This is a genomic window from Acidithiobacillus sp. AC3, assembly GCF_050261095.1.
GTDB classification, from domain to species: domain Bacteria; phylum Pseudomonadota; class Gammaproteobacteria; order Acidithiobacillales; family Acidithiobacillaceae; genus Igneacidithiobacillus; species Igneacidithiobacillus copahuensis.
On record NZ_CP189838.1, the window covers coordinates 2287449 to 2306446 of the forward strand.

Here is an 18998-nt window from a genome sequence, read left to right on the forward strand (position 1 = left end):
GAGTTCCTGCAGTCCGCTGGATAGAAGCCTCAACCTCCGGGGGCATCGCGGCGCTCTGCCCGAATGGCATCATAGAGTATTGCCTGTAGTCGCCCCTCGGTTTCCGATATCTGTTGATGGACCGACATACTGTGCTGACGATTCCGGACCCCGTTCAGCAATGCCGCATAGGCATCCAGCACCGGGGCGCTGGCCTGGCACGGATGGGCACGGAGGTAATCCAATAGGGGGCACTCGTCCAGATACTTGATCAGGGATGAGACATCGTGGTTGTTTTGCAGGCTGTACATCAGGGGACGGCGGAGTACATGGGCCGCGTAGGCCCCCAAAAGTGAGCCGGGGGTGGCGCTGTGAGAGGGCCGCGCGTGGTCTCGGGCGAAGGCCACAAACGCCTCGGCCGGCATGGGACGGGAAATGGCATAGCCCTGCACAAGATCCTGCTGCAGTTGCGCTACCGCATCAAGGATCGTGGCGGTCTCTACTCCCTCGACAATCAGGGTGGCGCCCAACCCGTCGGCCAGAAACTTCATACTTTGCAAAAAGGCCATGATTTTCGGCTCCCGCTCAAGGTCGCGAACCAGTTCCTGGTCGAGCTTGATTTTCTGGATGGGCAGGTTTTTCAGGCGCAGCAAAGAAGAATAGGCACTACCAATATCATCCAGGGCAATGTTTGCCCCCGTATCGCGCAGCGCCTGTAAACGACGTACTGCGATATCACCCTGCAAAAAGTCGCCGCTCTCCAGGAGTTCCAGCGTAATCCGCTGCGGAGTGATCGAGGTGCCGCCAAGCACCCCCAGAAAACAGGGCACGCAGTCCTGATCCTCCATGAAGTCGGGATCTACATTGAAGGACAAGTCGAGAGAGATACCCTTGGCATCCAGCGTTTCCAGCAGGGTGATGCCAGCCAGGAGCATCTGCCGGCTGAGCTCCCGCCGTTGCGCCAGAGAAAGAGAAGGGAGAAATTGCATGGGCGACAAGATTTCTCCGCTGCTCGCTCGCACGCGCGCCAGCGCCTCGACGCCAACGATACGTTCCTGATACACGGAGTAGATCGGCTGAAAATAGGCCAGCACGTCTTCGGGAAATCGCCAGTTGCAGCTCCCCCCCGGAAGCAAAAATACGGCCTCCAGAATCTGATTACTGCAGGCCTGATTGGATCCCTTGCAAACCGGAGTAACGCCTGAAAAAACACTACAGTCATTAAACATTTAGAAGCGCCACTCTTCCCAGTATGATATCAGTCGCCAGACCCCAGAACGCAGAGCCAGCTCCCCCATACCAATTACTATAGTCGAAAAACGTGATTCAGCAAGCTTACATCACGCTTTTATTAACCAGGCCCTTAAATATGCGATAGTAATGTGGTATGCTGAGGGCCATGGAACGGATAGATGTGCGTAAATTGACGGTAGAGGGTCGGAACATGCTTCGGCAGATGGTGCTGCGATTGCGCCAACAGTCAGGCATGCGAGTAGAGGACTTGGCCAAGGTGTCTGGTGCCCATCCCTCGACGATTCGCGGCTGGTTGGCGCGAGCCAAACGAGAAGGAACCAAGAGCCTTGAAGAACGCCCGCGGGGGCGGCCGGTTGGCGCCTGTCGCAAGTTGACGCTAGCAGCGGAAGCTTGGATTCGGGACCAGATCGTGCAAAAGGATCCACGGCAGTTGCAGATGCCTTTTGCGCTTTGGACGCGACCGGCTATCCGGCAACTCATTCGGGACCATTTCGGGATCGATTTGCAGGTGCGATTGGTGGGCAAGTATCTCAAGCGCTGGGGGTTTACTCCCCAACGTCCCGTCAAACGGGCGCTGGAACAGAACCCAGAAGCCGTGCGGCAGTGGCTGGAGGTGGAGTACCCCAAGCTTCGGGCGCGTGCCCTGCAGGAAGGTGCGGTCATTTACTGGGGCGACGAAACTGCGGTCAAAGAGGATGCCCACTGGGTCCGGGGATATGCCCCCAAGGGGCAGACCCCGATCCTCGAACATCCGGCACGCTGGACCACCCTGTCGATGATTTCGGCAATTTCCCCGCGCGGAGAGATCGCCTTCGAGATCGTGGAGGGGAGCATCCATGCGGAGCGTTTTCTCGCCTTTCTGGAGAAGCTGATCACAGGCGCGCCGCAGAAGGTCTTCCTGGTAGTGGACAACCTGCGGGTACATCACGCCAAGCTGGTCACCGCGTGGCTGGCCGACAAGCAGGACCGCATTGAGCTCATATTCCTGCCGCCCTATGCGCCAGAGTCCAACCCCGACGAGTATCTCAATCGCGATTTCAAAACCGCTTTGCGTACCGGCCCCATGAGCACGGATACCCAAAGCTTGCTGGAGAAGGCAAAAACTTTCATGAACGGGCTACGCAAACTGCCCGAGAAAGTCGCGCGCTATTTCCACCACCCCGCAGCACGCTACGCGATGTTAGATATTTAAGGGCCTGGTTAATAAAATAGATGGTACATGGCGTAACTTTTTTGATAATTTACGGCTATGGTAAGAGCGGGATTTGCGCTAATCCCAGGTTTTCTGGCCAGGCAAAGAGTACATTCAGGTTTTGCACCGCCTGCCCGGCGGCACCCTTCACCAAATTATCGATAGCCGAGAGGACCACCACTTGCCCCGGGCGTGGCTGGTGCAGGGCAATGCGGCAAACATTGGCGCCGCGCACCGTCCGGGTACTGGGATGCTCGCCGAAGGGCAGCACGTCGACAAAGGGTTCTTGCGCATAACGCTGCGCAAAGAGGCCCTGCAATGCTTCGTTGCTCATCGGCTTGTGCAACCGGCCATAGAGGGTCGCGTGAATACCGCGGATCATCGGCATCAGGTGCGGCGTGAACTGGACTTGGATATCTGCGCCCGCGATCCGGCTCAGAGTCGCCTCGATTTCGGGACGGTGGCGGTGCCCACTCACGCCATAAGCAGTTACGCTATCGGCGCTTTCCGGCAAGATCAGGCCCAGACGGGCCGTGCGGCCAGCGCCACTCACCCCGGACTTGCAATCGGCAATCAAGCCGCCTGCTTCCAGCAGGCCCGCCTCCAGCAGCGGGGCAAAGCCCAAGGTAACCGCCGTCGGGTAGCAGCCAGGATTGGCGACCAGGCGACTACCGCGGATTTCGTCGCGAAAGAGCTCTGGCAAGCCGTAACTGGCCTGCGGCAGAAGCGCGGGACTGGAGTGCTCCTGATGGTACCACTCCGCAAAGAGTGCAGCATCGGAAAGACGGAAATCGGCGCTAAGGTCGATCAGTCTGACCCCCGCTGCCAGAAGCTCAGGCGCCATTTCCATGGCCACACCATGGGGAGTGGCAAAGAATATCACATCCAGACCCTGGAGATCCTTGCCGGAAACCGCGGAAAATTTTAGATCGGTATGCCCACGCAAACTGGGGAACAGACCATCGACCCGCTGCCCTGCTTCGCCTCGGGAGGTAATAACAGCGACTTCGACTTCCGGATGCGGCAACAGTAAGCGCAGGAGCTCGACGCCCGTGTACCCGGTACCACCTACTATACCGACGCGAATCATGATGTCGTCCCCCGAACAAATAGAAAAGCCGCCCGAAGGCGGCTGGACCGAGCGCGATATCCCTCAGCGCTTGGAGAACTGGTGGCTGCGCCGCGCCTTGTGCTTGCCAACCTTCTTACGCTCCACCTCGCGTGCGTCACGGGTCACGAAACCCGCACTACGCAGAGGACGCCGCAGGGTCTCATCGTAAGCCATCAGGGCACGGGTGATGCCATGACGAATCGCACCCGCCTGACCACTGGCGCCACCGCCGCTGACGTTGACAAGGATATCGAACTGGCTGCCGTTACCGGTCAACTCCAGGGGCTGCAGCACGATCATGCGCGAGGTTTCGCGACCAAAATACTCTTCCAGACTGCGCTTGTTGATGCTGATCTTACCACTGCCGCGCCGCAGGTAGACACGCGCGGTAGCACTCTTGCGACGACCGGTACCGTAATACTGTTCCATACGAAATCCGCCTTAGAATTGCAGGGGTTGGGGCTGCTGCGCCGCGTGCGGGTGCTGCGCGCCGGTGTAGACCTTGAGTTTACGATACATCGCTCGCCCCAAGGGATTCTTGGGAAGCATGCCCTTGACGGCGATCTCGATGACTCGCTCTGGGTGCGTCTCCATCATTTTCTCAAAAGACGCGCTCTTCAGGTTGCCGACGTAACCGGTGTGTCGATAATACATCTTATCCTTGGCCTTGTTGCCAGTCACCGCGATTTTGTCGGCATTGATGACGACAATGTAATCGCCGATGTCGGCATGTGGAGTGTACTCCGGCTTGTGCTTGCCGCGCAGGCGCTTGGCAATTTCCGCGGAAAGACGGCCAAGGACCTTGTCCGTGGCATCGACAACAAACCAATCCCCTTGTACTTCATGAGATTTGGCAGAATAGGTTTTCATGCAGCACTCCGCTCTACCTGTACGTCAAGGCGCGAGAGGATAAAGTGAAGCACCGCCCCTGTCAATAAAAATCTGCCCACAGCGAGGAAGCGCCCTCAGCGCATAGCGGCTTCGACTTCCTTGGCAAAGGCAGGATTTTTCTGTGTCTCCTGCAACATGCTGGAATATTGTTCCGCCGTCAGGTGATGACTCGCCAAAATGCCATTCACCTTGTCCATGTAGGATTTCTTCATCGCCTGCTTCTGCGCGTCTGTGACCCCAGGCTTGTTGATCGCGGCATGGACCTGTTCGTTCAATGGCTTGATCTGCTCTGCGGCCCGGGCAAAGTCCTGAACCTGCCCGGCTGTAGCGGCTAACGCGGGAACACTGACAAGGCCAGCAAGGCCCAGGAATACGACGCCAAGGATGCCCGCGCGTAGCGACGAAATGGATACATTCTGCATCTGCTTTCTCCTCCCAAACAGTAACAATAATAAACCGGTATATCAGCAAGTTACGTTAGTTTTCCGATACTCTTGACAACACCCTACCCCCTCAGCAGGGGGATTGCAAGCACGCGGGTGAGATCGCTTGACCCCAGCTCCGCTGGCAGTCAACTGACAGTCTGTAGCGTTCCCCGCTCGATGCGTACGCCCACGTCGCGGGTACCGCGTACCGCCGCCGGTTTGTGCACACTTACCCGCACCCAGGACGCGCCGAAGTCCTCGCGCACCATACGCGCAAGGGTTTCCGCCACGGTCTCCACCAACTGTGTTTCCGTTGCTTCCAGATATTCGACAATACGGTCACAAACAGTTTGGTAGTTGATGGTGGCGTTCACCCTGTCACTCGCGGCAGCCCGCGCTGCGTCTGCGGCAATTTCCAGGTCGATCAGGACCGTCTGCGGCACCTCACGCTCCCAGTCGTAGATACCAATTCGGGTCTGGACCTTGAGTTCGCGCACGAAAAGGATATCCATGGACTCTCCATTCTGTTGCCGGGCAAAGCCTGTTCTTCGCCAGCGAATGCTTTATGATACCGCTTTCTCCGGCGGCTGCCATGCACTGAGAGACCCAGTTTTGCTATTTTTCTCTTCCTGGCTAGTCCTGTTGTGGTGTCTGGCCGCGTATCTTGTCGGTTCCCTCGCCACGGCCATCTTTGTCAGCCGTGCCTTGGGACTGCCTGATCCGCGACAGGCTGGTTCGCACAATCCTGGGGCGACTAATGTACTGCGCCTGGGCGGGAGGAAGGCGGCGGCATTGACCTTGCTCGGGGATCTGTGCAAAGGCTTGCTGCCGGTCCTGGCGGCTCGTCTGGCAGGATTGCCGGCATGGGCCGTGGCCCTGGTGGCCTTGGCGACCTTCCTCGGCCACCTCTATCCCCTCTATTTCGGTTTTCGCGGCGGCAAGGGTGTAGCCACGACCCTGGGCATTCTGTTGGCCATCGCTCCGCTGTTGGGCCTCGCCACCCTAGCCACCTGGTTACTGGTATTTGCCGTCAGCCGGGTGTCCTCGCTTGCCGCACTCAGCGCCACAGTTGCGGCACCGGCCTATGCCTGGTTCCTGCTGCCACAGCCCAGCCTACGCGGGCTCGTTTTGGTGCTGGCGCTTTGGGTACTCTGGCGTCATCGCAGCAACATTCAGCGTCTGCGCAGTGGAGAGGAACGAGCGTTCCGACGGCGCCAATAAAAAAAGGCACCTCGACGAGGTGCCTGCGTTTGCGTTGCGAATCCCTAGGCGCAGAGTGCGGGCTTAACGCGCAGCTCATGGCTGGGCACGCCCATCATTTCTACCTGCCCGCGCTTCATCTCCATGGTGGAGACCTGCGCCGCGCCAAAAGCCTCCCGCAGGAAACTCAGGGCATCTTCCGGCTGGATGACGTCGCCGCAAGTGAAGACATCCACCGCAGCGTAGCCATATTCCGGCCAAGTATGAATGGCCAGATGGGATTCAGCGACAATGACCGCCCCACTGACTCCATACGGAGAAAAGTGATGGAAGGTCTGGGTGACGATGGTGCAGTTGGCACGACGAGCGGCCTCGAGCATAGCATCGGTAACAAAATCTACATCCGACAAGGTACTGCTGTCGCATCCGTAAAAGTCTGCGACGATTTGATGTCCCAATGAGCGCATAGGTGCCCCCCCTAACTAGCATAAAGGTTAAGAAGTAGCTCCCGTGCACCCCCAGACAGTACTTGGTTTTATGCCCTACCTTGCTGGAACCGGCAGTGCCGCGCTCCGAGTCTCTTAAGGACTGACCCCTCCGTAACTGCTTTCGGTGCCGTGGAAACAGGTTCGCAACTATACAGGTTTTGCGCGGCGATGCAAGGGCTCCCAAAAATATCGCAACCTCCTCAAGAAAAAGAAGGTTTATCAGCAACTGCTACGAATTTCCATGACGAAAAATCCTGTAACATCCGCGATTGGCCTAGAAGTGCCTCGACCCCGTATAATTGGCGGATGAGTGGCGGAGTGGAAGAGGAATTTTGGCAGAGGAAAACCTGGTAGAGATACGCGGCCTGCACTTTGCGCGGGGAGAGCATGTCGTCCTCGATGGGATCGATCTGCATGTTCCGCGCGGGGCCGTCGTTGCCGTCATGGGTGCCAGCGGGGGGGGCAAGACCACGCTGCTCAATCTCGTCGCCGGCAGCCTGCAGGGTCAACGCGGCCAGGTGCTCGTGGCCGGCAAGGACACCACCAGCCTTACCCGCGCCGAACTGTACCGCCTGCGGCAACAGATGGGGATGCTGTTTCAGCACAGCGCCCTGTTTACCGATCTCAGCGCCTTCGAGAACGTCGCCTTCCCGCTGCGTCGCCATTTTCGCCTGCCCGAGTCCCTGCTGCAAAAGCTCGTGCTGATGAAACTCGAGGCGGTGGGCCTGCGCGGCGCCGCGCAGCTGATGCCAGCGGAGCTTTCCGGCGGCATGGCGCGCCGCGTTGCCCTCGCTCGCGCGGTGATCATGGATCCTCTGCTCATCCTCTATGATGAGCCTTTCACCGGTCTCGATCCGATCAGCGTCGGAATCATCGCGAGTCTGATTCGCCGACTCAATGACGCCCTCGGGGCCAGCAGCATCTTGGTCAGCCACGATGTCAAGGAGACTTTCGCAATTGCCGATTATGGCTACATCCTGGGGGGCGGCAAGGTGATTGCCGAAGGCAGCCCCGATGCCTTGCGCAGCAGCAAATCTCCCATGGCACAGCAGTTTCTGCAGGGGAGTCCGGAAGGACCGGTGCCCTTTCATTATCCAGCGGCGACGACCTTTGCCCAGGATCTGGGATTGCAGGTGAACAAATGAACGAGTTTTTCATCCCTCGTCTCGGCCACGTGGTCTGGGAGAGCGTACCGCGTCTTGGTGCCGCCACCCGTCTCTTGCTGGGTGGCCTGGGCGCAGTTGGCAACCGTCATTTCAGCTTCCGTCAATGGCTCCGGGAAGTATACGGGCTTGGTGTCCTGTCCTTGGCGCTGATGATCGTCGCGGCATTGTTCACGGGAATGGTGCTGGGCTTTCAGGGCTATTACGCCTTGGTCCGCTTTGGTGCCACTTCGGCCTTGGGAACCTTGATCGCTCTTTCCCTGCTGCGCGAGTTGGGGCCGGTACTCACTGCCCTGCTCTTCGCCGGCCGCGCCGGCTCGGCCCTGACCGCCGAGATCGGCTCGATGAAGGCGACCGAGCAGCTCGCGGCAATGGAGATGATGGCAGTGAATCCGCTTGCCTGGGTGGTAGCACCGCGGCTTTGGGGGGGGATTTTCGCCGTACCGATTTTGTGTGTCATTTTCGATCTGGTGGGAATATTCGGCGGCTATCTGGTTTCGGTGCCGGTGCTGGGCGTCGACGGGGGCACCTTTTGGGCACAGATGCAGTCCAATGTCACCCTCAGCGGAGATATTCTCAACGGCTTGCTCAAGGCCCTCTGTTTTGGTCTGATCGTGACCTGGATCGCGGTTTGGCAGGGCTTTTCCGCTAAGCCAACGGCGGAGGGAGTCGGTGCCGCCACTACGCGCAGTGTGGTCATGGCATCACTGGCCGTTCTGGGCCTGGATTTCATTTTGACCGCGCTACTGTTTTGAGGAAGAAATTATGAGTCAACGGGCAATCGACTGGTGGGTGGGCATCTTCGTTCTTTTGGGGATCGCGGCTCTGGCAGTACTGGCCCTGCGCGTCGGCAATCTCTCGGGTTTTGCCTACGGTAACGGCTATGTGCTGCACGCCGATTTCAACAATGTTGGCAGCCTCAAGGATCGTAGCCCGGTCAAGCTCGGGGGTGTGACCATTGGCGAGGTCACCCACATCGGCATGAATCCGCAGACCTTTCGCGCCGAGGTAACGATGCGCATCGAGCCCAGCATCAAGCTCCCCATCGACACCGGCGCATCGATCTACACGCAGGGACTGCTCGGTGAGCAGTACGTCGCCATTCAGCCTGGCGGCATGCCGCAAAACCTCAAGCCAGGCGCCACCATCACCTTGACCCAGGGAGCCGTCAATATCGATCAGCTCATTGGACAGATGGTTTTTGACAAGGCCAGTGGCAGCTCCTCTGGCTCCAGCACACATTGATTCCGGAGATTACCATGCACAAGATTCAGCGGGCGCAACCATTCTGGTTTCTGGCGGTGTTTCTGTTCTCGTTCCTGCTGGGACAGACCTCCTTTGCCGCGACAAGCGACGCACAGGCGGCTGCAGGCGTCGTCCAGAACATGACCCATAGCGTTCTGCAGATTCTGCAGAAGAATGAAGGAAAACCCGTCACTCCCGCACTCAAGAAAGAGGTAGCCGCGGCGATCATTCCGCATATCGATTTCAACACCATGTCGGCCTACGTGATGGCGAGCTACTGGCGCCAGATGGACGCTGCCCAGAAAAAGGAATTCACTGAGCTCTTCCAGGAATTGTTGGTCAAGACCTACAGCAATGCGCTGAACCAGTACCACGGGCAGGAGGTCCGGGTGGAGGGCAGCCAGCAAATTTCGCAGAATCCTCCGGTCGCGCAGGTCAACATGGACATCGAGCAGAGCCAGGGCAAAACCATCCCGGTCATCTACGCCCTGATCGAGAACCAGAACCAATGGAAGATCTACAATATTTACGTGGATGGGGTGAGCTTGGTCCTCAACTATCGTCAGGCCTTCGGCAATATCGCCGGACAACGGGGCATTCCCGCCCTTCTGCAGGAACTGAAACACAAGGTAGCGGATGCGGGAAGCAGCAACGCCCATGCCAGCTGAGGCAACCTGGGAGCGGGACAGTGGCGGCGGGTTGCTGCTATGCGGAGACTGGCGCCTGCGCCCCCTCGATCAGGTGCTGAGACGCGGTGCCGGGAGCCTTCTTCGGCAACGCTGGGAGTATCTGTCCTTCACCAAGGTCACGGCGCTGGATAGTGCCACGCTGGCCTTTGTTCTGGATTGGCAAAGTGCCCAGCGCGCCCTGGGCAGCCCGGCGGAACTCCGCGACCCGCCGCAGACGCTTCTCGATCTGGCAAAGTTGTATGGCCTGACGCAACTCTGGCAGGAAAATATCCATGCCTGAGGCGACGGCCGTCCACATTCGCAGTCTACGCAAGACCTATGGCACTGGTTTCCTTGCCCTTGCCGGCATCGACCTGGACGTCGCGCCAGGAGAGTTTTTTGGCCTTCTCGGTCCCAACGGAGCGGGCAAGTCCACCCTCATCAATATCCTCTCCGGCGTCGTGCACCGTTCCAGCGGCGTCGCGGAAGTATTCGGCTATGATGTCGAACGCCAGTATCGCCAGAGTCGGCAACTGCTGGGGGTGGTACCCCAGGAGCTGGCCTACGATCCCTTCTTTACCGTTCGCGAGTTTCTGCGCTGGCAATCGGGATACTTTGGCCTGCGCCGCAATGACGACTGGATCGATGAACTGATGGCCGAGCTGGACCTGACGGACAAGGCCGATACCAACCTGCGCGCACTCTCCGGCGGTATGAAACGCCGCGTGCTCATCGCCCAGGCGCTGGTACACCAGCCGCCAGTCGTCGTTCTCGATGAGCCGACGGCAGGGGTCGACGTGGAGCTGCGCCAGAGTCTTTGGCGTTTCGTGCGACGGTACAACAGTCTTGGCCATACCGTCATTCTGACAACCCATTATCTGGAGGAGGCGGAAGAGCTCTGTGAACGTATCGCCATCCTGCAACATGGGCAGATCATTGCCCTCGACCGAAAGGAGCGTCTGCTCGCCAAAAATCGACGCAAACGCACGCTGACCCTCGAATTTGATCGCGACCCCGGGGAGTTGCCCAGTGGCCTCAATGAGGTGCTGTTGGGAGCCAATGGCAATACTCGGGTCCTGCAGGTCGACGAAGTATTGCACCCGATGAGCGAAGTGCTGCACATCCTGCAGGGACTGCCCGCCCAGATCATCGATCTGCACCTGCAGGAGCCCCGTCTGGAGGAGGTCTTTACCGACCTCTTGCAAGAGGCCCGTAGCCATGGCTGAGGGCCAGCGCCTCGACCTGTTTTTGAAGATGTCGCGTCTGATCAAACGACGCAGCGTCGCCAAAGCCCTCTGCGATGCCGGACGGGTGCAGATCAACGGGCGCACTGCCAAGGCGGGATCATTGGTGCAAGCGGGCAATCGCCTGCGCCTGGACCTACCGCAAGGTATGGTTCAGGTGGAGGTAGTGCGCCTGCCCATGCGGGTGGAAGGGCCGGATGGGGTGGTCAGCATCCTGAGCACAGCGGAATCCACATGAGTCAACCGCGACTCCTGCTCAACGTCGGCGAACCCGCGGGTATCGGACCGGATCTTTGCGTTGCCCTCGCGCAGCATGCGTTGCCGCCTCTGGTGTTGATTGGCGACATCGATTGCCTGCGCCACCGCGCCCTGCAACTCGGGATTCCAGTGGCACTGGAGCCCTGGGATCCCGACATGCCCTGGCCCGCGGACCGGCATGTACTGGCCGTTTGGCCGGTCCCACTCGCACGCCCCTGTCGCGCCGGACAGCTTGATCCGGCCAATGCGCCTGCCGTTCTGGAGGGACTGGAACGCGCCGTATCCCTGCTGCAAGCCGGACTGGCCGACGCGCTGGTTACTGGCCCGGTGCATAAGGGCGTGATCAATGACGCGGGCATCCCCTTCAGCGGCCACACCGAATATCTGGCCGCCCGCTGTGGGCAAAGCGAGGTATTGATGCTGTTGGCGGGGCGCGGACTGCGCGTCGCCCTGGCGACCACTCACCTCCCTCTGCGGGACGTTGCCGCCGCCATCAATGCCGACGCTCTGGAACGCAGCCTGCGCCTTTTGCAGCAGGGTTTGCAGCAGGATTTTGGCCTGGCAGAGCCACGCATCCGTGTTACGGGACTCAACCCCCATGCGGGCGAGAGTGGTCACCTGGGACGCGAGGAGATCGAGGTCATCGCACCGGTGATCAACAAACTGCAGAGCGAAGGTTGGGCCATCACTGGACCCTGGCCCGCCGATACGCTTTTCACACCGCGCTTTCTGGAGGACACCGACGCCGTACTGGCGATGTACCATGACCAGGGCCTGCCAGTGCTGAAATATCATGCCTTCGGCGAGGCCGTAAACATCACCCTTGGCTTGCCGATCGTGCGTACCAGCGTCGATCATGGTACTGCCTTGGAATTGGCGGGCACGGGCCGGGCCGAGATCCACAGCCTGCTGCATGCCATTCAGGTAGCCGCGGAAATCGTGCGCCAGCGCCGCCTGAACAGGACGCCGGAGGCCTAGAAGACGTGCTGCCGCGAGACCGGTACCTGCGCCAGCAGAAATTCCATCTGGTCGGCGAGAATCCGGCGATTACTGAGCAGCAGGTACTCTGCCCAGGTAGGGGTGAAGGGTACGGCCAGCAGAGGCATGTTGGCCTCCTCCGGCGTGCGGTTGTCCTTGCGACTGTTGCACCAGCGGCAGGCGGTGACGACGTTGGTCCAGACATCCCGCCCCTTGCGCGACAGAGGTACGACATGATCACGGGTGAGATCTCGTTGCGGAAAGCTGCCGCCACAGTAGAGGCAAAGATGGCGGTCGCGATGAAACAGGGTAGGGTTATTGAGGGCCGGGGGACGAATCTTACCCTGATGCCGCCCACGCACTGCGATCAGCGGGTGGATATCGAGCAGGGAGATTTCCCCACTGTGCCGCGACGTGCCACCATGTGCGGTGAAAAAAGGATCTCCCAATGTCCAGGCAACATTGCCGCGGGCATAATGGGCAGCAGCTTCTTCCCAGGTTTCCCAAGCCATGGGGCGGCCGCTGACGTCGAGACGAAGCACGAGATGCATTGGCTTTCCGTTGCTTAGCGCCCACTGGGGGCGTCAAGCCAATATACCATGAAGGACGGCAAGAATTGCAAGTAGCAAAACTGCCCCAGGCAAAAAAGCGTTTTGGTCAGAATTTTCTGGTGCAGCCGGCGATCGTCACCCGCATCGTGGCGGTTATCGCGCCGCGCCCAGGCGACGCTCTCGTCGAGATCGGACCCGGACCGGGCGCTCTGACCCAAGCACTGCTGGCAGCACAAGCGGCTGCTACGCGCCCTTTGCGGGTCATCGAGCTCGACCGCGATCTTCTGCCCAATCTGCACGCCTTGGCCCCTGCCGAGCGCCTGCAGGTGATTGCCGGCGATGCCCTGCAGGTCGATTTTGCCCGTCTTGCCGCGGAGGCAGGCGAGCCCCTGCGGGTGGTCGGCAATCTGCCCTATAATGTCTCTACACCTCTGCTGTTTCATTTGCTGGCGCAGAAGGACGCGATTGTCGACATGCATTTCATGCTGCAAAAAGAGGTAGCCGATCGTCTGGCCGCCGGCCCCGGTAGTTCCGCCTATGGCCGCCTGTCGCTGATGGTCCAGGCGCAAGCCCGAGTAGAGCTGCTGTTTCCCGTAGCCCCCGGCAATTTCCGTCCGGTGCCCAAAGTAGACTCCGCCTTTGTCCGCCTCAGCCCCTACCGCCCCTCTCGTTTGTTGCCAGAGCTCTTGCCGCATTTCAGCCGGGTCGTCAGCCTTGCCTTTGCGCAACGACGCAAGACGCTAGCCAATAACTTCAAGGGCGTTCTCGATGGCGCTATGCTGGAGGCCTTGGCCATTGCCCCCTCGGCCCGCGCCGAGACCCTGGATTTTGCAACTTTTGTTCGCCTCGCCGAGGCACTCGCGCAGAAAGGAGCGACATCGTGAAGCATCTGGAGGCCGCTGAGGCCTTGTTTCGTCATCTTGGCTGGAACGCCAAGACCCTACAGGACTATCCGGTCATCACCTGTGCCGTGGCGGTACCCAACGGTACCCTGGACGTATTCTGTCATGTCCATGCCGAGCTGGAGCGAATCCTGTTCTATGTGCGACCGCAGGGTCTGGAGCTTCCCGCGGCACGCCTACCAGCCGTCGCCGAATTTTTGACCCGGGCCAACTATGGACTCCCGCTGGGGAATTTCGAGCTCGACTGGGAAGATCTGGAACTGAACTGCAAGAGCAGCGTGCAGGTCCCGGAGTCCTGCGTCAACGCCGGATTACTGCAGGGGTACCTTCTGTCGGCGGTGGAGACCTGCAATCACTACCTTCCCGGCCTGCGGGCAGTGGCCGAAGGCAAGCAGAGCGCCGCGGCGGCGATCAAGGCGCTGGAGGTGCCGACGGCACACTGAGGGCAGGGCTGACGGGCTGCAACAGGGGGGTTACCCCCATGCCGCGAATCTTTGTCAGAGCCGCCTGTGCATCGGCGGGAGAGGCGTAGCGGCGGGTGAATACCAGGTAGTAGCTGGCACCGTCATTGCCGCGCAGCTTTTGCAGATAGCTGGGGATGCCGAGCAGTTCCAGACGTTCCCGGATCACTTGTGCGCCAGCCAGATTATTCAGCGCCCCCACCTGTATGCGCACTGGCACTCCGGCAGCTGCGCTGCTGGTCGGCGCGCTGGGGATGCCCGGCCCACTGCCGAGAATATCCGCGGGAATATCCACCTTCATTTGTGGCAGTATGCGGTAAAAGTTGAAGTGCACGGTACTCTGCGTGGAAGCGGTCGCACTGCTGACGGGGGCGGCGACGGCGTTGTTCTGCGCAGCCGCTGTGTTGTTCGAAGATTTCGCTGCCGCAATGGTGCTACTCACGGAGAATGCCGGCCGTGTCGCAGGGGAGTTGGCAGAGCTCGTCGGGCGCTTGGCAACGCTGGGGAGCAGGCCCAGTTGGCCACTGGCCATGGGCAGGCTGGCCACCCACCACCAGACCGCACCACTAAGCAGCAGGAAGGCGATCAGCAGCAACCAGATCCAGCCATGACCAGATCGGCGCGGGACGGGGGCGATGTCGACATCGTCATCCGTTTCTGCCGCTAGCGGAGCGGGCTGCGCGCGCGGAATGGGAGGGCGATGCTCTTCTGCTGGCGGCTGGCGGCTGCTATGGCCCTTGTAGTCACGCATTGTCGATTACATCTTCTCCGGCGCCGAAACCCCGAGCAGGGCCAGACCATTTGCGAGGGTCTGTGCGACCGCGTCGGCAAGACTCAGGCGCGCGAACCGCAGCGCATCCTCTTCCACCAGGACGCGGGTAGCGTTGTAGTAGGTATGAAAACTTGCCGCTAACTCTTTGAGATAGAAAGCGATCTGATGCGGCTCGCGAGCCCGGGCCGCAGCGGCCACCTGCTCGGGAAAACGCCAGAGCCGATCCGCAAGCTCCAGTTCGCGTGGGTCCGCAAGACAGGCCAGATCGGGACACTGGGTGGGCAAAGACAGCCCTCGTTCCAGCGCCTGGCGCCGCAAGGAATGTACCCGCGCATGGGCATACTGAATGTAAAAAACCGGATTTTCCTCGGAGTGCTTGGTCGCCAGCTCCAGATCGAAATCCAGGTGCTGATCGGCGCGCCGCAGTACGTAGAAAAACCGTGCCGCATCATTTCCCACTTCTTCGCGCAACTGGCGCAGGGTGACGAACTCGCCAGCGCGGGTGGACATCGATACCTTTTCCGTACCGCGATAGAGAATGGCGAACTGTACCAACAATACTTCGAGGGCGTTCGCATCCGCGCCGAGGGCCTGCAAACTCGCTCGCACACGCGGGATATAGCCGTGGTGGTCGGCACCCCACATATCGATGAGCTGGGAGAAACCGCGCGTGCCCTTTTCAAAGTGATAGGCAACATCGGAGGCAAAATAAGTATAAGCGCCATTTTCCCGTTGCAGTACCCGGTCCTTGTCATCACCGAAATCGGTAGAACGAAACCACAGGGCGCCCTCGGCACGGTAGCAGTGTCCACCCTCTTCCAGCCGCGCAATCGCGCGCTCCACCGCGCCCTGCTCCATGAGGGAACGCTCGGAATACCAATTCTGGTAGACGACACCGAACTCGGCGAGATCGTCGCGAATGTCCGCGAGGATTTCCTGCAGGCCTGCAGCATGCAATCTTCCATAGGCTGCAGCCCCCAAAACATCCTTCAAATGGGCAATCAGCTGGTCGATGGCCGCGTCGCCATCGGTAATGGCGGACAGATCGGGCATGTTCTTGGACGCAAATGCCAAGGCACCGCCCTCCCTCGCCAAAAGATGCGCGGCGATCTCGCGGACATAGTCGCCCCGGTAGGCACTCTGCGGGAAATCCCAGGGCAGGCCATGACCTGCAGCCTCGAGGTAACGCAGATAGACACTGGCGGCAAGGATATCCATCTGCCGTCCGGCGTCGTTGACGTAGTACTCGCAAAAGACGTCATAACCGCAAAAACGCAGGATCTCTGCCAAACTGGCTCCGTAGGCGGCGCCCCGACCGTGCCCGACGTGCAAAGGGCCGGTAGGATTGGCGGAGACGAATTCCAGATGTAAGCGCTGGCCGCTACCCAGATTCTGTCGCCCGAAATCCCGCCCCTGCTCCAGTACCTCAGCAATTACGGCGTGGAAAGCAGCTGGCCGCAGAAAAAAATTGAGGAAGCCCGGGCCCGCAATCTCCACCCGCTCGATCCAGGGCGACTCGGGTAGGGCGCCGAGAATACTAGTGGCGAGATCGCGGGGCTTTTTGCCCACGCCCTTGGCAAGGAGCAGCGCGACATTGCTGGCTAGGTGACCATGCTCCGCCTGGCGCGGACGGTCGAAGTCCAATTGGGTAGGGACATCCTGTAGCAAGCCTTGCTGCTGCAGGGCCTGCAAGGCCAGCAAAAGGGGTTCGGCAACGAAGTTTTTCACAAAACAAACCTTGAGCAAAAGGAATTTTTGCTGCAGTGTACTCCAAGCTGCCCCTTTCGTCAGGGGCTACGGGCTATTTGGGGAATGCTGTGAGAACGTACCTGTGAAACAACTGGAAGGCATCTGGACCTGGTTCCTCTCGCCAATCCATTTCCCGGGCGGCATTGCCATCGAACCGGTGCGGATTGTTGAACTCATCATCGTTCTGATCTTCCTGTGGTGGGGTGCGCGTTGGTTGCGCAAAGCGACCCGTATTCTGCTCAGTCGGCGTCTCGATCCCTCTTTGGCCTATGCCATCTCCCGCATCGGCTACTACTTCGTTCTCGCCTTCGGCGTCCTGATTGCCCTGCAGAGCATGGGTGTCAACCTGAGCAGCCTATCGATCCTGGGCGGCGTGGTCGGCGTCGGGCTGGGTTTCGGTCTGCAAAATATCTTCAGCAATTTCGCCTCCGGCCTCATTATCCTCATCGAGCAGAGCATCAAGGTCGGCGATTACATCCAGCTCAAGGAAAATGGCCTACACGGCGCGGTGGTCCATCTGGGGGTGCGCTACACCCAGGTGCGTACCAATGACAACGTCGATATTCTGGTACCCAATTCCCAGTTCATCAACGGCGAGGTCATCAATTGGAGCCTCAGCGACAATACCATGCGCCTGCACATCCCCTTCCGCGTCCCCTATGGCACCAACCGCGAGGCGCTGCGCGAACTGGTCATTGCTGCCGCGCACCAGTCGGAGCATACCCTGGATGTGGACGGTAAAAAGCCGAATCTATGGATCAGCGCCTTTGGTGAGGCAGGCTATGATTGCGAGATGATCGTTTGGGTCGCGCGCAATGCCCTGATGCGCCCCGGCGGCACCCGCGCCGAATACCATTGGTTACTGGCCGAGGCACTGGAGAAGGCAGGCATCGAGATTCCACGTCCGCGTCAGGAGATCAGCTTTGCTCGATCTGATACTGCCAAGGTCTACGCCGAAGAGCTTTCCCGCTCCACTTCTTCGACATAGCTGTTTGCGGCGGTAGCTGCCAGCCGCCGTGGGGAGATGAGGAAGAGGTAGGCCACTGCCGCAGCGGCCAGGGCGATCCACATCGACAGGCGCAGCAGATTGTCGAGACTCAAGGTGGCAGTCAGGCTCTGTAAATGCTGAACGAGCACTGGCAAGGGCAGGCCCGGCAAGGGCTGCACGTCGGCGCGCATATTGGACTGTGCCAGGGCCGTGCCACGGGTCCAAAAGACCTCCAGCAGGGTCACGCCGATATTGGCACTGAAGACGCGAATGAAGTTGCTAGTGGTGCTGGCGGCGGGAATTTCTTCTTTTTCCACTCCAGAGAGAATGAGGAGAGTGAGGGGCACGAAAAGCGCGCCAACGCCCAGGCCGAGCAGAAAGACGGGCCAGAAGAGATCACCCAGACTCATCATCGGACTGAGATAGGCGGTGCCGTAGGCAAGGGCAAAAAGCAGAAAACAGGCGCTGGCCAGACGCCGCAGCCCCAACAGCCCATGCAAGCGATCCATCAGGATCGAGAGGGGTACCGCGGCGAGACCGATGGGAATGAGGATACTACTGCCCCACCAGCCATTGAAGCCGAGGTTTTCCTCCGCCCAGAGCGGCAGCAAGGATGCCCAGCCCATGAACAGTGCCCAACCGAGGCAGAGCAAAAGCAGGCCAAGCCAATAATTACGCTGGCGCAGATAGTGAAAACGCAGGAGGGGATGGCGAGCAGTCGCTTCGCGCCAGGCGAAGAGAGAAAGGAAGGCAATAGCCATCAGACTGGTGCGCAAGATGAAACGCGAATGCCACCAGCCGTATTGCTCGCCATTGTCGAGAACGATCTGCAAGGCCATCAGACCGGCATAGAGAAGGAGAAAGCCGGGAAGATCGAAGCCTGGCGGTCGTGGTCCGCGCTCTTCGCGAATCTGTCCACTGCCGATCCAGGCGGCGAGGAGCCAAAAGGGGACCGACAGAGCAAAGATCCAACGATAACCCGAGGTGACCGCGAAATAACCGCCAAGGGCCGGCCCGATAAAAAAGGGCACCAGCATGGCGTTACTCCACAACACCATAACCAGCCCGTGCTGCGTTGCCGGGCTGGCCCGCAGAAACAAGCTTTGGCTGAGGGGCACCAGCAAACCCGCCGCCATCCCTTCCATCGCGCGGCTGAGGAGCAAAATCCAGAGGTTGCCGGTACTGGCGCTGATCACGCTGCCCAGGGTGGCCAGAGAACAAGCGCCCAGAAATACCTGCCGCGCGCCAAAACGGGCATGGGTCCACGGCATCAGGGTAATGCCCACCGACCAGTTGACAATGAAATACGTCAGCGCCCACAGCGCGTGGTCGCTGCTGGTAGCAACACCGCCGGCAATATAGGGAAAGATGCCTTGCACCGCAGCGCCGTCGAAAGACCCCATTGCAAGCCCCAGGCCCACACCGAGAAACAACATCCACGGCATTGTCTCGCTGCGCTGCGTCATCGCTCTCCCCAAA

At 59.8% G+C, this 18998-nt stretch carries 24 protein-coding genes; 13 read left to right on the top strand and 11 right to left on the bottom strand.

What is annotated here, in order from left to right:
• Positions 1–29: 29 nt before the first annotated feature.
• On the bottom strand, positions 30–1115 hold the full coding sequence (locus tag ACQAYK_RS11560) for an EAL domain-containing protein (RefSeq protein ID WP_215873450.1): 1086 nt from the start codon (positions 1113–1115) through the stop codon (positions 30–32).
• 263 nt (positions 1116–1378) lie between these two features.
• Here ACQAYK_RS11560 and ACQAYK_RS11565 point away from each other — a divergent pair, with 263 nt between their 5' ends.
• Positions 1379–2425, top strand: a complete 1047-nt coding sequence (locus ACQAYK_RS11565) for an IS630 family transposase (RefSeq protein ID WP_483167621.1) — start codon at positions 1379–1381, stop codon at positions 2423–2425.
• Between the two features lie 55 nt (positions 2426–2480).
• Here ACQAYK_RS11565 and argC read toward each other — a convergent pair whose 3' ends face one another.
• From argC to folB, 5 genes are all read right to left on the bottom strand, one after another.
• Positions 2481–3515, bottom strand: a complete 1035-nt coding sequence (gene argC / locus ACQAYK_RS11570) for an N-acetyl-gamma-glutamyl-phosphate reductase (RefSeq protein ID WP_483167622.1) — start codon at positions 3513–3515, stop codon at positions 2481–2483.
• Positions 3516–3578: 63 nt separating this feature from the next.
• Positions 3579–3965 (bottom strand): 30S ribosomal protein S9, encoded by a 387-nt coding sequence (rpsI, locus tag ACQAYK_RS11575; RefSeq protein WP_215872946.1) that lies wholly within the window; start codon positions 3963–3965, stop codon positions 3579–3581.
• Positions 3966–3977: 12 nt separating this feature from the next.
• The gene (rplM, locus tag ACQAYK_RS11580) at positions 3978–4406 is read right to left on the bottom strand and encodes a 50S ribosomal protein L13 (protein WP_215872945.1); all 429 of its coding nucleotides are present in this window, start codon (positions 4404–4406) and stop codon (positions 3978–3980) included.
• 95 nt (positions 4407–4501) lie between these two features.
• Positions 4502–4849, bottom strand: a complete 348-nt coding sequence (locus tag ACQAYK_RS11585) for a DUF4168 domain-containing protein (RefSeq protein ID WP_215872944.1) — start codon at positions 4847–4849, stop codon at positions 4502–4504.
• A gap of 149 nt (positions 4850–4998) precedes the next feature.
• Positions 4999–5364, bottom strand: a complete 366-nt coding sequence (gene folB, locus ACQAYK_RS11590; protein WP_215872943.1) for a dihydroneopterin aldolase — start codon at positions 5362–5364, stop codon at positions 4999–5001.
• Between the two features lie 100 nt (positions 5365–5464).
• Here folB and plsY point away from each other — a divergent pair, with 100 nt between their 5' ends.
• Positions 5465–6073, top strand: a complete 609-nt coding sequence (gene plsY, locus ACQAYK_RS11595) for a glycerol-3-phosphate 1-O-acyltransferase PlsY (RefSeq protein ID WP_226827680.1) — start codon at positions 5465–5467, stop codon at positions 6071–6073.
• 44 nt (positions 6074–6117) lie between these two features.
• On the opposite strand, the gene speD is transcribed toward plsY, so the two are convergent.
• Entirely contained in the window at positions 6118–6519 is a 402-nt protein-coding gene (gene speD / locus ACQAYK_RS11600) for an adenosylmethionine decarboxylase (RefSeq protein ID WP_215872941.1), read from the bottom strand.
• Between the two features lie 353 nt (positions 6520–6872).
• On the opposite strand from speD, the gene ACQAYK_RS11605 reads away from it, so the two are divergent.
• From ACQAYK_RS11605 to pdxA, 8 genes are read left to right on the top strand one after another with little or no spacing between them, the layout of a single operon-like run.
• Positions 6873–7685 carry an ABC transporter ATP-binding protein gene (locus tag ACQAYK_RS11605; protein WP_215872940.1) on the top strand — a complete coding sequence of 271 codons (813 nt, stop codon included), beginning with the start codon at positions 6873–6875 and terminating at the stop codon, positions 7683–7685.
• Positions 7682–8458, top strand: a complete 777-nt coding sequence (gene mlaE, locus ACQAYK_RS11610) for a lipid asymmetry maintenance ABC transporter permease subunit MlaE (protein WP_215872939.1) — start codon at positions 7682–7684, stop codon at positions 8456–8458. The genes ACQAYK_RS11605 and mlaE overlap by 4 nt, the downstream gene beginning before the upstream one ends.
• A 10-nt stretch (positions 8459–8468) precedes the next feature.
• Positions 8469–8948, top strand: a complete 480-nt coding sequence (gene mlaD / locus ACQAYK_RS11615; RefSeq protein ID WP_215872938.1) for an outer membrane lipid asymmetry maintenance protein MlaD — start codon at positions 8469–8471, stop codon at positions 8946–8948.
• Between the two features lie 14 nt (positions 8949–8962).
• Positions 8963–9616: an MlaC/ttg2D family ABC transporter substrate-binding protein gene (locus ACQAYK_RS11620; RefSeq protein ID WP_215872937.1), complete on the top strand. Its 654-nt coding sequence runs from the start codon at positions 8963–8965 to the stop codon at positions 9614–9616.
• Positions 9606–9917, top strand: coding sequence for an STAS domain-containing protein (locus ACQAYK_RS11625; protein ID WP_215872936.1), 312 nt, complete (start codon positions 9606–9608; stop codon positions 9915–9917). The genes ACQAYK_RS11620 and ACQAYK_RS11625 overlap by 11 nt, the downstream gene beginning before the upstream one ends.
• Positions 9910–10842 carry an ABC transporter ATP-binding protein gene (locus tag ACQAYK_RS11630; RefSeq protein WP_215872935.1) on the top strand — a complete coding sequence of 311 codons (933 nt, stop codon included), beginning with the start codon at positions 9910–9912 and terminating at the stop codon, positions 10840–10842. Before ACQAYK_RS11625 ends, ACQAYK_RS11630 begins: the two co-directional genes overlap by 8 nt.
• On the top strand, positions 10835–11098 hold the full coding sequence (locus tag ACQAYK_RS11635) for an RNA-binding S4 domain-containing protein (protein WP_215872934.1): 264 nt from the start codon (positions 10835–10837) through the stop codon (positions 11096–11098). Before ACQAYK_RS11630 ends, ACQAYK_RS11635 begins: the two co-directional genes overlap by 8 nt.
• Positions 11095–12096, top strand: coding sequence for a 4-hydroxythreonine-4-phosphate dehydrogenase PdxA (pdxA, locus tag ACQAYK_RS11640; RefSeq protein ID WP_215872933.1), 1002 nt, complete (start codon positions 11095–11097; stop codon positions 12094–12096). The genes ACQAYK_RS11635 and pdxA overlap by 4 nt, the downstream gene beginning before the upstream one ends.
• On the opposite strand, the gene ACQAYK_RS11645 is transcribed toward pdxA, so the two are convergent.
• Entirely contained in the window at positions 12093–12647 is a 555-nt protein-coding gene (locus ACQAYK_RS11645; protein ID WP_215872932.1) for an HNH endonuclease, read from the bottom strand. The two genes, pdxA and ACQAYK_RS11645, sit on opposite strands and share 4 nt — an antisense overlap.
• Positions 12648–12712: 65 nt before the next feature.
• Here ACQAYK_RS11645 and rsmA point away from each other — a divergent pair, with 65 nt between their 5' ends.
• Both rsmA and ACQAYK_RS11655 read left to right on the top strand, forming a co-directional pair.
• Positions 12713–13531, top strand: coding sequence for a 16S rRNA (adenine(1518)-N(6)/adenine(1519)-N(6))-dimethyltransferase RsmA (gene rsmA, locus ACQAYK_RS11650; RefSeq protein ID WP_215872931.1), 819 nt, complete (start codon positions 12713–12715; stop codon positions 13529–13531).
• Positions 13528–13992 carry a YbjN domain-containing protein gene (locus tag ACQAYK_RS11655; RefSeq protein WP_215872930.1) on the top strand — a complete coding sequence of 155 codons (465 nt, stop codon included), beginning with the start codon at positions 13528–13530 and terminating at the stop codon, positions 13990–13992. The genes rsmA and ACQAYK_RS11655 overlap by 4 nt, the downstream gene beginning before the upstream one ends.
• Here the strand turns inward: ACQAYK_RS11655 and ACQAYK_RS11660 are convergent.
• On the bottom strand, positions 13961–14761 hold the full coding sequence (locus tag ACQAYK_RS11660) for an SPOR domain-containing protein (protein WP_215872929.1): 801 nt from the start codon (positions 14759–14761) through the stop codon (positions 13961–13963). The genes ACQAYK_RS11655 and ACQAYK_RS11660 overlap by 32 nt on opposite strands.
• A 6-nt stretch (positions 14762–14767) precedes the next feature.
• Complete coding sequence (gene argS / locus ACQAYK_RS11665; protein ID WP_215872928.1) at positions 14768–16510, bottom strand: arginine--tRNA ligase; 1743 nt, start codon at positions 16508–16510, stop codon at positions 14768–14770.
• Positions 16511–16613: 103 nt separating this feature from the next.
• Here argS and ACQAYK_RS11670 point away from each other — a divergent pair, with 103 nt between their 5' ends.
• Positions 16614–17519: a mechanosensitive ion channel family protein gene (locus tag ACQAYK_RS11670; protein ID WP_215885409.1), complete on the top strand. Its 906-nt coding sequence runs from the start codon at positions 16614–16616 to the stop codon at positions 17517–17519.
• Here ACQAYK_RS11670 and ACQAYK_RS11675 read toward each other — a convergent pair.
• The gene (locus tag ACQAYK_RS11675; RefSeq protein ID WP_215885410.1) at positions 17480–18985 is read right to left on the bottom strand and encodes an MFS transporter; all 1506 of its coding nucleotides are present in this window, start codon (positions 18983–18985) and stop codon (positions 17480–17482) included. The two genes, ACQAYK_RS11670 and ACQAYK_RS11675, sit on opposite strands and share 40 nt — an antisense overlap.
• Positions 18986–18998: the final 13 nt, after the last annotated feature.

Excerpts from the sequence above, each read along its gene's own strand:
- ACQAYK_RS11565 (WP_483167621.1), top strand. The coding sequence starts at position 1,379 with ATGGAACGGATAGATGTGCGTAAATTGACGGTAGAGGGTCGGAACATG.
- argC (WP_483167622.1), bottom strand. The coding sequence starts at position 3,515 with ATGATTCGCGTCGGTATAGTAGGTGGTACCGGGTACACGGGCGTCGAG.
- rpsI (WP_215872946.1), bottom strand. The coding sequence starts at position 3,965 with ATGGAACAGTATTACGGTACCGGTCGTCGCAAGAGTGCTACCGCGCGT.
- rplM (WP_215872945.1), bottom strand. The coding sequence starts at position 4,406 with ATGAAAACCTATTCTGCCAAATCTCATGAAGTACAAGGGGATTGGTTT.
- ACQAYK_RS11585 (WP_215872944.1), bottom strand. The coding sequence starts at position 4,849 with ATGCAGAATGTATCCATTTCGTCGCTACGCGCGGGCATCCTTGGCGTC.
- folB (WP_215872943.1), bottom strand. The coding sequence starts at position 5,364 with ATGGATATCCTTTTCGTGCGCGAACTCAAGGTCCAGACCCGAATTGGT.
- speD (WP_215872941.1), bottom strand. The coding sequence starts at position 6,519 with ATGCGCTCATTGGGACATCAAATCGTCGCAGACTTTTACGGATGCGAC.
- mlaE (WP_215872939.1), top strand. The coding sequence starts at position 7,682 with ATGAACGAGTTTTTCATCCCTCGTCTCGGCCACGTGGTCTGGGAGAGC.
- mlaD (WP_215872938.1), top strand. The coding sequence starts at position 8,469 with ATGAGTCAACGGGCAATCGACTGGTGGGTGGGCATCTTCGTTCTTTTG.
- ACQAYK_RS11620 (WP_215872937.1), top strand. The coding sequence starts at position 8,963 with ATGCACAAGATTCAGCGGGCGCAACCATTCTGGTTTCTGGCGGTGTTT.
- ACQAYK_RS11625 (WP_215872936.1), top strand. The coding sequence starts at position 9,606 with ATGCCAGCTGAGGCAACCTGGGAGCGGGACAGTGGCGGCGGGTTGCTG.
- ACQAYK_RS11630 (WP_215872935.1), top strand. The coding sequence starts at position 9,910 with ATGCCTGAGGCGACGGCCGTCCACATTCGCAGTCTACGCAAGACCTAT.
- ACQAYK_RS11635 (WP_215872934.1), top strand. The coding sequence starts at position 10,835 with ATGGCTGAGGGCCAGCGCCTCGACCTGTTTTTGAAGATGTCGCGTCTG.
- pdxA (WP_215872933.1), top strand. The coding sequence starts at position 11,095 with ATGAGTCAACCGCGACTCCTGCTCAACGTCGGCGAACCCGCGGGTATC.
- ACQAYK_RS11645 (WP_215872932.1), bottom strand. The coding sequence starts at position 12,647 with ATGCATCTCGTGCTTCGTCTCGACGTCAGCGGCCGCCCCATGGCTTGG.
- ACQAYK_RS11660 (WP_215872929.1), bottom strand. The coding sequence starts at position 14,761 with ATGCGTGACTACAAGGGCCATAGCAGCCGCCAGCCGCCAGCAGAAGAG.
- ACQAYK_RS11675 (WP_215885410.1), bottom strand. The coding sequence starts at position 18,985 with ATGACGCAGCGCAGCGAGACAATGCCGTGGATGTTGTTTCTCGGTGTG.